Below are 12,305 nucleotides of genomic sequence, written 5' to 3' on the forward strand. Positions count from 1 at the left end.
CGGGTCAGCCGGCGCCAAAATCATGCAGGCTGACCGCGGGGGCGCCGGCGGGAAACGCAAATGAAAGCATTGGCCCGTTAAGCCTGTGCGCCGGTGTCCAACCGCCGGTGCCGAACGGCATGGGCGTCGCCGTACAGTACGAAGTCGGCATAGATCGACGGAAGCGGGAGTTTGGCCAGCGATACCAGCCGCCGGCGGTCATTCCCAAATTGCGTTCGCTCAAATGCCAGGCTGACTATCGATCGGATCACACGCATGAAGATCCTAGGCTACATCTACCGGATCGTCTCCAACTTCGCTTTTCTGGCGCTGGTCTATTACAGCCTGAATCATGTGGAGAAATATCAGCACCGCGCGATCATCGCGATCCTGGTGCTGGTCTACGCTTCGATGCGCGCGATCTCGGCGCTGCGTTCGTTCCACTTCTTCCAGAAGATCGAGCGGCTCGAGCTCGTGGCACGCCGCCTCGCGGAGCTGGCGGCGGAAGGCCCTGCCGCGGCCTCCGCGCGCAAACAAATCGTCGTTGAGGTGGGGGCGCTGCGCCGTGACGGCGAGGCGAAGTCCTATATCGACCTGTTCTTCCTCGCCATGGTCATGCTGCTTTGCGTGGCGAAGATCGTGACGGATTGATCCGTCACACGCTCCCTTTCTTGACCTGAACCAACCGCTTCAGGGAACGCCGGCCGGGCTGTGCCGCATGCTGGCCCGCGCGATCGGTGGTGTGTGACACGGCCGCTCGGCTGACGCCTCCGGGATGCGGCTTTCCGGCGACCGCCCGCCGGGACGCGCCAGCCTCCGTCGAGACCTGCTGCACGCCAGCCTTGCCATGCCTAGCAGATGCCATTTTTTGGGCGCGGCGCGACGGGAGCGCGACAGCCCGGGCCGCCAGCTGCGGCCGATCCCGGAGTTCGAAAACGCTGTGGGCCGGCACGGGCAGGGCGATGGCGGTGCTTTGCAGCGGCAGCGGCATTTGCCGGGGCCAAGGCGCCTGCCGCGACAGCGGAACGGCGCCCGCGCGCCCTTTGGCTTTGGCGCGATCGAGCGGCGCCGGCCAGTCATCATTCCAGTACGAATCGGACACCGCTGGGGCCGGCAGCATCCCGGTCTCGGCAAAAACGAATTTGGGAATCTTCGGCCAGCGCGAGATCGCGACGTTTTCCGATGGCGGGTGCAACAGCCATTGCTGCGGCTCGGTCGGCGTCGCGGCCAGCTCCGAAGTGGCCGGCACCACGTGCACGACGCGATAGCCGCGCGCTTTCAGCTCATGCAGGATCTTCGGCAAGGCGGCGACCGTTCGCGCCTGGATGTCGTGGAGCAAGAGAATGCCTTTTCCCTTGGCCTGCAGCCGTTGCATCGCGAGTTCGTAGACCCGCGACGAGGAAACAGGCCGCCAGTCGTCGGCCGGAAAGTCGGCGCTCCAGACCTGGGCGCCCCTCGATGCGGCGTATTCCTCGGTCCCGTCGGCGCGCGCTAGACCGGGAAAACGAAAGAACGGAGCCGGCGCACTGCCGTCTCCCAGCGCCGCGGATACCGACGCAATGCCTTCGTCGATCTCCTGCCGGGCGCGTTCGATCGGCAAGCGGTGCATGTTGGTCGGATGATTTTGGCTGTGGGTTGCGACGGTATGACCGGCGTCGCGGACCTTGCGGACGCCTTCCGGATTGGCCTGGGCCTGACGGCCGACCAGGAAGAAGGTCGCCTTCACGCATTGCGAAGCGAGGATTTGCAGAATCTGGTTGCTGTGCCGCGGCAGCGGCCCGTCGTCGAAGGTCAGCACCACCTCGCCGTCCGCAAGCGGCAGGGTTTCGCCATATTGCATGGTGCCGATGCGGGGATGATCCTTCGGATCGACCACCAGGGTTCGCGAGGTGCCGAGCGCATCGGGATGCCCCGGGCAATCGGCGGCCGACGCCGCCTGCGCGGTTGTGCAGGCGAGCAGCCCCAGCCACAGCGCGATCCGGTGCCGGGTCCGGACTTCATGCAACACATTACCGATCATGCGACACCGTCATTTCCGTTTACGCGAATAATTACATGCCGCGCCATGAACGCAGCCTTAATTGCCCGATTTTCGCACATAATTCCAGCCTAGGGGACGCGGGCGAGCCCGACGCTGCGCGCCGGCTCCAGATGAACCACTCGATAGCGATTATCATGGAGATAGCGCAAAAAGGCCGGCAGCATGGCCGCGGTCTGCGCCTTGGGGTCGTGCAGCAGGATGATGCCCTTGCCGGCGGCCTTGAGGCGGTCGGTAAGCAGCTTCAATTGCTCCTGCGGGGGCATGGGATTCCAGTCGCTTGCCCACAGGTCGGCGCCGAACACCGCAATTCGCCGCGACTCCAATTTCTCGAGCGCCTGAGGGGTCATCTCAAAGTAGGGAAAACGAAAAAATGGCGTACTCGGGGTCGACGCTGCGGCCCCGTGAAGCGCCTTCTCGACGGCGGCGATGCCTTTGTCGATTTCAGCCTCGGCATCAGCCGGCTTCGCGTATTTGAGGTTGCGGTGCGTCCAGGTGTGGTGGCCGATGGTGTGGCCTTCAGCTGCGATACGCCGAACCAGGGCTGGATGCTCCGATGCCGACTTGCCGATCAGGAAAAAGGTCGCGCGCACGCATTCCTGCGCCAACGCCGCCAGCACCCGCGACGTCGTCGCGGGCCACGGGCCGTCATCGAAGGTCAGCATGACCTCGTGATCTGCCAGCGGCAGGGTCTGCGGAAAGCTCTTCAGGCCCACCCGCGGCGTGGCGGCGGGATCGACGGTCAGAACGCGCCAAGTGCCGAGCGTCCCTGGGCGCGGACAGTCCGCCGCCTGCGCCGCCGTGGCCCACGCGATCGAGGCGACGAGCGCGATTCCCAGCATCTTCATCAGTTCAGTGCCCATGCTCGTCCGCGCGTATTTGTCATTGCGCTAGGTGTTGCCGATTGGGTATTGCGTCAAGCGATAACTCTGACGAGTTCGCGAATTCTGTCAAACGGCGAGGCGCGGTATGGCCGAAGATATCGACACTGCCCAGGCCGCCGACGCGTCGTTGCTCGACCGTTACCCGATGCGCGACGAACATGGCGGGATTCGTCACGAATTCGTCGCGGAAATCGCGCGCGCGGTTCAATCGGCCGATGCCGCATTTTTACGCGCCATCGTCGCCGAACTCCATGAAGCCGACCTCGGCGACCTGATCGAGGCGCTTGAACCCGAAGACCGCGTCAGCCTTGTCGAATTGACCGGCGCCGATTTCGATTTTTCCGCGCTCAACGAGGTCGACGACTCCGTCCGCGAGGAGATCCTCGAGGAACTCGAACCGGAAACCGTCGCGGAGGGCGTCCGTGAACTGGAATCCGACGACGCCGTCGAACTGCTGGAGGCCCTCGACGAGGAGGACCAGGAGGAAATCCTCGAGAAGCTGCCGCCGTCGGAGCGCGACGCGCTCGAGCGCAGCCTGGACTATCCGGAAAATTCCGCCGGCCGGCGGATGCAGACCGAATTCATCGCGGTGCCGCCCAATTGGACCGTGGGGCAGGCGATCGACTACATGCGCGACACGCCCGACCTGCCCGAACGGTTCTACGAGATCTACGCCATCGATGCCGCCCAGCATTGGCAGGGCGCCGTGTCGCTCGATGCGCTGTTGCGCGCGCGCCGGCCGGTGCCGCTGGCCGACCTGATCGACGAGAACCGCCGCCGCGTCTCGGTCATGGACGACCAGGAGGAGGTGGCGCGGCTGTTCGGCAAATACAATCTGGTCGCGGCTCCCGTCGTCGATACCGAAGACCGGCTGGTCGGCGTCATCACCATCGACGACGTGGTCGACGTGATCGAGGAAGAGGCGGATGAAGACCTGAAGGCGCTGGGCGGCGTCACGTCGGACGAAGAACTGTCGGACAGCGTCTGGACCATCGCCAAGGGCCGCTTCAACTGGCTGCTGGTCAACCTGGCCACCGCCTTTCTCGCCTCCTCGGTGCTCGGCCTGTTCGAAGGCCAGCTCGAAAAGATGGTGGCGCTGGCGGTGCTGGCGCCGATCGTCGCCAGCCAGGGCGGCAATGCCGCGACCCAGACCATGACGGTCGCTGTGCGCGCCCTGGCGACCCGCGAACTGGGCGCGAACAACGCCTATCGCGTGGTGATGCGCGAGGGCCTTGTCGGCCTCGTCAACGGCCTTGCCTTTGCCGTCATCACCGGGATTGCCGCGGTGGCCTGGTTCCAGATCCCGGGGCTTGGCGTGGTGATCGGCCTTGCGATCATCTGCAATCTGGTTGCCGGCGCGCTCGGCGGCATTCTGATCCCGATGGTGCTGGAGCGGGTGCGGGCCGATCCGGCGGTGGCATCGGGCACCTTCGTCACGACGATTACCGACGTGGTCGGCTTCTTTTCGTTCCTCGGCATCGCCACCCTGTGGTTCGGGCTGAAATAGCTCGGGTTTCAGCCGCCGCACGGCGCCGGTATCGTTAATCAAGACTTAACGCGCATCGCCGACAATCCTGCTTAGGGAATCGGACATGCGGCGCTTACGGCTGAAGGCGGACGGACGGATCGTCGAATTGCGGGACGGGCAGGAGTTTCCGCTCGCGCCGGCTTTGATCTCGGCCGCACCGGCAGAGGCGACGCCGCCGGTGGTCCGCGACCTTCGCCAGCGTGCGCGGCTGACCCAGCTTGAATTCGCCGCGCGGCTCGGGGTGCCGGTCGAAACCATCCGCAACTGGGAGCAGGGCAAACGCATCCCGCGCGGACCGGCGCGGGCGCTGCTCGCCGTGATCGCCGCCGCTCCCGAGACGGTTTTCGCCGCCTTGGCCAGAACCTGATCGAGACCCGATCAAGGCGTGATTAAGCAGAGCTTGATCCGGGCAGGCGATTTCAACGGATGATCGCCCGCACAATCTTAAGAACGCGATCTGACAATCCATCGTAACTTCGCGGGCCGATGTTGGCAGAGCGATCCCGGCGGGACATAATCGCGCCCGGCTTTGGCATGAGTATCGGTCCATGCAGTTCATCGAGGCCAACGGCGCCAACATCCCCGCAATCGGGCTCGGCACCTGGGAATTGCGCGGGCGAACCTGTGCGCGCGTGGTCGAGCAGGCGATGCGGCTCGGCTATCGCCACATCGACACCGCGCAGGCCTATGAGAACGAACGCGAGGTCGGCGAGGGCCTGCGCGCGTCGCGGATCCGCCGCGACGACGTGTTCGTCACGACCAAGATCTGGACCACGCATTTCGCGCCGAACGATCTCGAGCGATCCACCAAGGAAAGCCTGACCAAGCTGCGGCTCTCCGAAGTAGATCTCTTGCTGCTGCACTGGCCCAATCCGCAGGTACCGCTCTCGGAGACGCTGGGCGCGCTGGCGCATGTCAGGCAACTCGGCATGGCGAGGCATATCGGCGTCTCCAACTTCACCGTGGCCTTGATCGATGAGGCCGTCGCCACATGTCCGGAACCCCTGGTGTGCGATCAGGTCGAATACCATCCCTATCTCGACCAGACCAAGGTGAAGGAGGCTTGCGCCCGTCATGGCATGGCCGTCGTCGCCTATAGCCCGATCGCGAAGGGCCGCATCAAGACCGACCCGGCGCTGGCGGCCATCGGAAAAACCCACGGCAAGACGCCCGCGCAGGTTTGCCTGCGTTGGCTGGTGCAGCAGAATGTTGCCGCGATACCGCGGACCTCGAAGATCGAGCGGCTGTCGGAGAATATCGAGATCTTCGACTTCGTGCTGTCCGATGACGAGATGGACCGGATCTCCGGGCTGGGCAGCGCCAGCGGCCGGCTTACCGATTACGGCTTCGCGCCGAAATGGGATTGAGCCTGCCGCGGCGTCCGCTATTCTCCAGTATAGTGGAACTCAGGCAAACCATACGCACAGGCATCGCGGCATCGGCGATCGCGCATCTGTCGGTTCTGATGCTGGTGCTGCTGTTTGGCGAGGTGCATCCGTTCGGTTCGGTGACGGCCGAGCCGATCGCGGTCGATATCGTCACCGCAGAGGAAGTCGCGGAGAAAAAATCGGAGCCGCCTTTGGCGCCCGAGGCAAAGCCTTCCGATGCCTTCGACCTCGCGGCGAAATCCGCTGCTGGGAGTTCAATGGCACCGGCCGCCGCCCCGCAAGAGGCGGCCGCTCGGTCTCAAGAGCCAGCGGCGCCGTCGCCGCCACCTTCCGCCGGAAAGATGGCGGCAGTGCAGCCGCCACCGCCGTCGCAGCCGACATCGCCGGCCTACGTGCCTGCCGAGCCCGATCTGTCCGTCAAGTATCAAGTGGTGCTTGGCTTGCCGCAGGACCTGTCCCCGGCGGGATCCGGCGGAAAATCCGGCGATCCCTTCGACGCTCCCGCGTCAGTACCGGCCGACATCGCATCCAATCTCGTCGCGGAGTTCCGGCGGCATCTGAGGACATGCTTGAGGCTGCCGCGATCGATCGCGCCATCGGACCGCCTCAGGATCAAGCTGCGGGTGTACCTGTCGCCCGAAGGCAGGCTGGCGGCGGAGCCTGTGCTGATCGAAGCCAGCGCGTCGGCAAAGGGGCCGGCGCTGATGCAAGGCGCCATCGGCGCGCTGCAGGCATGCCAGCCCTATGCGATGCTGCCGGCGGACCGGTACGGCGAATGGAAGGTGCTCGACCTCAGTTTCACGCCGCAGGATTTTTCGGGCTAGGCGAGCTGGTGGGTTGGAGTTGAATTAATTCGCCGCAAGCGCGAAGCACCAACGATATGCGCCGCGGACGTGGCGCGGCGCCCACCGCAGCGCCTCTACAAAAAATCGCAAAAACAACCCCATGCAAAGTAGAATTTCTCGACTCGCAGCACTCGTACCGCTTGGCGTCCGGGCACGCGACGATGGATAGTCCGCCGTCGTGCGGGGAAGCTGGGAACGGCGAGGGGTGGTGGATAGCAGCCTGTCCGCTTCTCGCGATCGGAGGGGACAAGCCGCCATCCGAGGGCGTTGTTTCAGTGGCAGAAACAGTTCCGCGACCGCTTCATGCTCCGGCACTTCCGGGAAAAAGCTGAGCCAGCGGCCTTGCGCCACGCGATGAACCGCTGGATGGTGGCGCTTTTCGTTGCCGGGTCGCCCCGATGCTCCATGATCGCCACCGGCGTCGGTGCCACATCGCGGATCGTCACGTCGTCAGTGGTAAAAGTCTTCTGCATGAGCTTGCTCCTCGCGTTGTCGAGAGGCCCGAAGGCCGCAAGCCACGGCTCCCAGTCGGGAGACTTCCGGAACGACGAAGGCGATTGCCCAAAGCGTTGCCGAAAGGCGCGGGCGAAGGCATCCGGTGCGTCGTAACCGGCGTCCATCGCATGTCCGTGACGCTTTCGTCGTCCCTGTAGGCCAGCCGGTGCGAAGCACGCTTCAAACGGGCAAGCTGGACATAACGATGCACGGACAACCCGAAGGTCGCCGTAAACTGCCGGTGGAAATGGAACTTGGAGAAGGCCGCGACGCGGCCCACCGTTTCCAAGTCAAGATCACCGTCAAGATGCTGGTCCATGTAGTTCAGCACCCGCTGCATCCGGGCATGGTAGTTTTGAACCGCCGCCTTCATCGTTCCTCCGTGGCGGCACCAGCTAGTCGTTCATGGCCATAACGTGCTCGACCGATATTGCGGTTTGGGATGGATTAACCGGAAACTTCCCACGACCGCTTGCAGGCGAGCATCGGCATTCGCGGAATGACCGCAACTGCGTGGCAGCGCTCGGAAAGGGCGCGGGTACCAAGCGTCGGATATTGGCGACTAGCTGCCCATCGCGCGCCAGGCGTTCGAGGCGAATTGCCGGCGCCAGGTGACGATCACGACCGCCGCGGTCGTGATGAACAGCACCCAGGGGCTGACGAACCAGCCGAGATAGCCCAGTGCAAAGAAGAACGCGCGCTGCCCGCGGTTGAAATGCCTGCCTGCGGCTTCGAACAGACTTGTGGTCCTGACGACATGCGCTTCGGCTTCCGCGGTGTCGCGTTGCTGGGCCGGCGGCATCGCGCCGAGCAGGATGGCGACGTAGTTGAACAGCCGGTACGCCCAGGCGAACTTGAAGAAGGCGTAGATGAAAATCAGGATCAGCCCGACGCATTTGATTTCCCACAGCGCGGGTGTGGGCGTGAGATCGACCGGCAGCGCGCCCAGCACGGCAAGTGCTTCGTTGGTGGCGCGCAGCAGCGCCAGCGCGCCGCCGATCGCGATCAGGCTGGTGGAGGCAAAAAAGGCGGTGCCGTTCTGCAGCGCCGCCATGATCTGCATGTCGACCATGCGGGCCTCGCGATCGAGCATGCGCCGGACCCAGACCCCGCGATAGACGTTCATGCGGGCAGAAAGGCTGTCGCGGCCGTAGGCGGTATGCTCGAGCGTGATGGCGTAGACCGTCCATTCCAGGACGAAGAAGCCGAACGCCAGAATATCGACCCAATAAGCCGCCATGCATCATCCCCGTGCTTCTCGAATGCTGCCACGTGAGGTGCCATCGCGGCAACCGGTGCGACGACGGTCGGTGCGGTTGAAGAGGTGCCGAGCGCTGTGGCAAGCTGGCCCGCCAAACAGGAATCATCGCATGGCTCTGAAGCTCGTGATCGGCAACAAGAACTATTCGTCGTGGTCGATGCGGCCGTGGCTGGCGCTGCGCGCCAACGACATCGCCTTCGAAGAAGTGTTCATTCCGCTCTATACCGACGACAAGGCCGACAAGGAGCGGATACTGAGTTTCACCCATTCGGGCAAGGTGCCGGCCTTGATCGACGGCGACGTTACCGTCTGGGATTCGCTGTCCATCATCGAATACGTCGCCGAACGGTTCCCGGAAGCACGGCTGTGGCCCGAAGACCGCGCGCACCGTGCGCATGCGCGTTCGATTTCGGCGGAGATGCATTCCGGCTTCATGCCCTTGCGCAACGAATGCGGCATGAACCTGCACCGGCCGGTCCGCGCCATCGAGCTGTCGGCCGATGCGCGCGCCAATGTTGCGCGCATTCAGGAGATCTGGATCGATTGTCGCGAGCGCTATGGAAAATCCGGGCCTTTCCTGTTCGGAGCCTTCGGCGCCGCGGATGCCATGTTTGCGCCGGTGGTGCACCGCTTTCGCACCTATGCGATTCCGGTGGCGCCGGCGGCAACGGCCTATATGGAGACCATGATGTCGGTGCCGGCGTTTCAAGATTGGACGCAAGGGGGGCTTGCCGAAACCCTCCTCATCGCGAAGCTCGAGGCGGTGTGAGGCACGGAACTGCAAGGGCGGGCCACGGTTCCGGCAGGGCGGTCGGGCAAATTAGTCCAGAACCGGCGAATTGGCAACTATCTCACTGAAAAATATGCATAATCTGTGCATTTGCCATGCCCGGATGTGACTGGCCACCGCGTTTACCCCTGTGCTATGTTGTCACAGGGTTTTCAGTCGGCCGTTGCAGCGGGGACCGTGGGCATGGCTGGCGTTTTTGCGTGATGGAGAGGGCGTTGAAGCATAAATTCACCGTTGGAGAGACCGTTTATTTCACTGCCAGCAATGTTGCGCGTCCGGCCGCCAGCGGCACCTATGAAGTGATCAAGCTGCTTCCGACCGATGGCGACGACTGCCAGTACCGGATCAAGAGTTCGACCGAGGCTTTCGAGCGGGTGGCCAAGGAAAGCCAGCTCCACGTCTCCTGACGGAATTGCGTGCAAGGCCGGGTGCAGCGGTTCCCATTTCGCTCGCCGTCAAAAGGCCCCGTTCGCGGAATCATTCTAGCTGAGTGCGAAGGAATCACCGTTCGCGTTCGTTGGTTGAATGCATTTGTTGCTGCGTGAGGGGACATCGCGCATGAACTGGGCCTGGGCTACATCGCTCGATCAATTCTGGCGTTCGCCATCGTTTCCGTTGTGGCTGACCTTGGCCGCAGCGGGTTTTTTCGCGATCATCGCCCTGATCACGCTGTTGCGGGCCGAGAAATCGGTCGCCAACGGCGCGCTGACGGTGATCACGCTTTTGGCCATCGGCATCGCAAGCGCCGCCACCCTTCGCGGGTCTGGGGAATACGGCCGCAGCGCATCCGGCGAGATCCGATCTCCGCCGCCGGTGGTCACGGCGCTGCCGGCGTTGTCGTGTATCGACGATCTGGCGGGCGATGCCGTTCTGACCGCCTGCGAGAAGACGCTGTTCGGTTCCGCCGAAAACGCCGCCGCCGCGCTGGCCTATGCGGCCTCGCAGATCACGCGGCTGACCGCGTCAGGCGACGTCGCCGCCGCAAACAAGAACCTGACGCCGGAACTCGCAAGCTTGCGCCGCGCGGTCGAGCGCGACCGCTACGGGCTGATGGCGTATGTGCTGACCGCGCGCGACCATTGCACGCCGTCGGACTGCGCAGCGTTCCGGGCGCTGACCGAGCGCCGCCAGATCGTGGCCAATATGGACGAGCGGACCTATGACGGCCTGATCACGCGTTATTTGCCGACATGGAACGCGCCCGGGCCCGCGGCGGCGGCTGCTCCCGTGGCGGCGCTCGCGCCCACGATGCCGACCGGCAAACCCACCAACGCCGATTTTCCTTCGGCGGCTTCGACCCCGCCGGTCAACATCATGACGCCTGAGCCGGGTACCGCGCCGACGGCGCCGCGCGCGCCCGCGGCGGTGGCCAATGCGCCGCTGCCGTCACCGCGCCCGGCATCGACTGCCGGGGCGGCGCCGGCGGCGGCCAAGAAACCGCCCGCGCCGAAATCCGCACGCGCTGCGCCGGTCCAATTGGCGCCTGCGGCACACGCTCCTGCGGCTCCAGCGGCGGCCGACAACGATTGATGCTTTCAAAAGCCGGCACCGGCCGCTAACTTCTTTTCATGCCACTTCATCTCATCAAGCTCGCGGTCGGCTGCGAGTCCGTCAAGGAACTCAAGGGTTGGGTCGCCGAGCGCATGCAGACGGCCAGGAAAAAAGGCCTGCCGCTCCATCATATTCACGTCACCCGGATGACGCCCAAGCGCGTCGAGGAATTGCTCGCCGGCGGCTCGCTGTACTGGGTGATCCGCGGCGAGATCGCGGCGCGGGAAAAGATCATCGCGGTCGAGCCGTTCCGCGACAAGGACGGCATCGGACGCTGCCGGCTGGTGATGCAGCCGAAGGTGATCGCAGTGTCGCCGCGGCCGATGCGACCATTCCAGGGCTGGCGCTATCTGACCGAAGATGCCGCGCCGCCCGATCTCGGCAAAGCGACCGCTGCCAGCGTCGCGGCGATGCCCGAGCCGATGCGCAGGGAACTGCGCGATCTTGGACTGCTTTAGAGCAGATGCCGCGGCGCACGCCTTCCCAACAAATTGGGTCTCTCGGGCAACGGATGGCAGCGACTGCTTTTGAGCGACTTGGCGGCTGGATTGTCCGAAATCAGGAAGAGGATGTCGGCATTGACATGGAGGCGGAGCTCTCCGATCCAGACCCGAGCGGTCAATTTCTAAAATGCCAAATCAAGAGCTTCAAAGGCAAGGCGGGGCCAAAAGTAGTTCGTCTCAAAAATACCTTTTTGAAATATGTTTACGAGTGTCGAATTCCCATCATCCTAGTACAAGTCGAGGTCGTCACTGGATCCGTGTGGTTCTGCTGGCTTCAGGGTCAAATTGAGACGAAGCGACTTCAACGCTCAATTTATGGATCGAAGAGCCAGACAGCAATTGCCGCTGAATGGCTGACGCCCCTTGATGGTGCGGGGAGTGAGCAGCTCAGAGCTATTGCGCGTGGTATTCACCCCATAGCGCTTGCAACACAGATTCGTGGCCTTATTCGGTTTGGCCTTGAGATCCACGACCATGAGCTTGTGGGAGCCGCAAATAGCCTCCTGTTCAAGTATCACAAGGATATCTCTTTCTTCCCGCTCGATCTGGTGATCGATGAAGTCCTGTCCTTGGGAAATCGAATCCGAGCGACACTTGAGGGAAACGCATTATCTGAGTTGCTCTACATGCTCGCTCGCTCTTTTGGCGATTGCTTTAGTCAAGAGCAGATCCGCAAGGTGGTTGTCCGTGAGGACAGTTATTCTAGAACAGGCATCAATGCTCTGGGCATCATGTACGATCAATTTCCGGCGCATATGAGAGCCTTGCAGCTCGGTGAGCTGTTTAGGGATTTTGACGACTGGCGGGTCGCGTATTTCTGCAATCTTCGCGATAAATACGCGGGCGTGTCGGTCTTCGAACTCATGACAAGTGACTATGACTGCGCACTCGATGGCTACAACTTGCATCCCAGCGTAAAGGAACGCGGGCACGATAGATGGGCGAACCGGGGTGACTGCGCTCTTCTCGACTATGCCTACGAGATGGAGGAATCGTCGTGTTGATCTTCAGCCGGAATAGAGGCGGGTTCGAGAAGGCCGCCG

At 63.4% G+C, this 12,305-nt stretch carries 13 protein-coding genes and 1 pseudogene; 10 read left to right on the forward strand and 4 right to left on the reverse strand.

The genetic code is table 11. The annotated features are described in order from the left end of the window. The first annotated feature begins 255 nt into the window (after window positions 1–255). Window positions 256–630, forward strand: coding sequence for a hypothetical protein (locus tag KMZ29_RS12405; RefSeq protein ID WP_215623905.1), 375 nt, complete (start codon window positions 256–258; stop codon window positions 628–630). A 4-nt stretch (window positions 631–634) separates the two neighbouring features. Here KMZ29_RS12405 and KMZ29_RS12410 read toward each other — a convergent pair whose 3' ends face one another. Continuing rightward, window positions 635–1,999: a polysaccharide deacetylase family protein gene (locus KMZ29_RS12410; protein ID WP_215623906.1), complete on the reverse strand. Its 1,365-nt coding sequence runs from the start codon at window positions 1,997–1,999 to the stop codon at window positions 635–637. An 89-nt stretch (window positions 2,000–2,088) separates the two neighbouring features. Continuing rightward, window positions 2,089–2,859 carry a polysaccharide deacetylase family protein gene (locus tag KMZ29_RS12415; protein ID WP_215623907.1) on the reverse strand — a complete coding sequence of 257 codons (771 nt, stop codon included), beginning with the start codon at window positions 2,857–2,859 and terminating at the stop codon, window positions 2,089–2,091. A 127-nt stretch (window positions 2,860–2,986) separates the two neighbouring features. Between KMZ29_RS12415 and mgtE the strand changes: the two genes are divergently transcribed. The 4 genes from mgtE (at window position 2,987) to tolA (ending at window position 6,641) form a co-directional block, all read left to right on the forward strand. Beyond that, window positions 2,987–4,408, forward strand: coding sequence for a magnesium transporter (gene mgtE / locus KMZ29_RS12420; RefSeq protein WP_215623908.1), 1,422 nt, complete (start codon window positions 2,987–2,989; stop codon window positions 4,406–4,408). A gap of 85 nt (window positions 4,409–4,493) precedes the next feature. Beyond that, window positions 4,494–4,796 carry a helix-turn-helix domain-containing protein gene (locus KMZ29_RS12425; RefSeq protein WP_215623909.1) on the forward strand — a complete coding sequence of 101 codons (303 nt, stop codon included), beginning with the start codon at window positions 4,494–4,496 and terminating at the stop codon, window positions 4,794–4,796. A 181-nt stretch (window positions 4,797–4,977) separates the two neighbouring features. Next, entirely contained in the window at window positions 4,978–5,796 is an 819-nt protein-coding gene (locus tag KMZ29_RS12430) for an aldo/keto reductase (protein ID WP_215623910.1), read from the forward strand. After that, window positions 5,793–6,641 carry a cell envelope integrity protein TolA gene (gene tolA, locus KMZ29_RS12435; RefSeq protein ID WP_249779905.1) on the forward strand — a complete coding sequence of 283 codons (849 nt, stop codon included), beginning with the start codon at window positions 5,793–5,795 and terminating at the stop codon, window positions 6,639–6,641. Before KMZ29_RS12430 ends, tolA begins: the two co-directional genes overlap by 4 nt. Before the next feature lie 353 nt (window positions 6,642–6,994). Here tolA and KMZ29_RS12440 read toward each other — a convergent pair. Then, window positions 6,995–7,530, reverse strand: a pseudogene (locus KMZ29_RS12440) (AraC family transcriptional regulator); the annotation flags it as partial. A 189-nt stretch (window positions 7,531–7,719) separates the two neighbouring features. Next, window positions 7,720–8,397, reverse strand: a complete 678-nt coding sequence (locus KMZ29_RS12445; RefSeq protein WP_215623911.1) for a DUF599 domain-containing protein — start codon at window positions 8,395–8,397, stop codon at window positions 7,720–7,722. Window positions 8,398–8,527: 130 nt separating this feature from the next. Here KMZ29_RS12445 and KMZ29_RS12450 point away from each other — a divergent pair, with 130 nt between their 5' ends. The 5 genes from KMZ29_RS12450 to KMZ29_RS12470 all read left to right on the forward strand — a co-directional run bounded on the left by KMZ29_RS12450 (window position 8,528) and on the right by KMZ29_RS12470 (window position 12,266). Next, the gene (locus tag KMZ29_RS12450; protein ID WP_215623912.1) at window positions 8,528–9,187 is read left to right on the forward strand and encodes a glutathione S-transferase family protein; all 660 of its coding nucleotides are present in this window, start codon (window positions 8,528–8,530) and stop codon (window positions 9,185–9,187) included. 224 nt (window positions 9,188–9,411) lie between these two features. Continuing rightward, entirely contained in the window at window positions 9,412–9,615 is a 204-nt protein-coding gene (locus KMZ29_RS12455; protein ID WP_215612231.1) for a hypothetical protein, read from the forward strand. A 151-nt stretch (window positions 9,616–9,766) separates the two neighbouring features. After that, window positions 9,767–10,738, forward strand: coding sequence for a hypothetical protein (locus tag KMZ29_RS12460; RefSeq protein ID WP_215623913.1), 972 nt, complete (start codon window positions 9,767–9,769; stop codon window positions 10,736–10,738). A 38-nt stretch (window positions 10,739–10,776) separates the two neighbouring features. Then, entirely contained in the window at window positions 10,777–11,217 is a 441-nt protein-coding gene (locus tag KMZ29_RS12465; protein ID WP_215606301.1) for a DUF1489 family protein, read from the forward strand. Between the two features lie 53 nt (window positions 11,218–11,270). Next, window positions 11,271–12,266 (forward strand): DUF4365 domain-containing protein, encoded by a 996-nt coding sequence (locus KMZ29_RS12470; protein ID WP_215623914.1) that lies wholly within the window; start codon window positions 11,271–11,273, stop codon window positions 12,264–12,266. Window positions 12,267–12,305 lie beyond the last annotated feature (39 nt).

Source organism: Bradyrhizobium sediminis (assembly GCF_018736085.1).
Taxonomy (GTDB): Bacteria; Pseudomonadota; Alphaproteobacteria; order Rhizobiales; family Xanthobacteraceae; genus Bradyrhizobium; species Bradyrhizobium sediminis.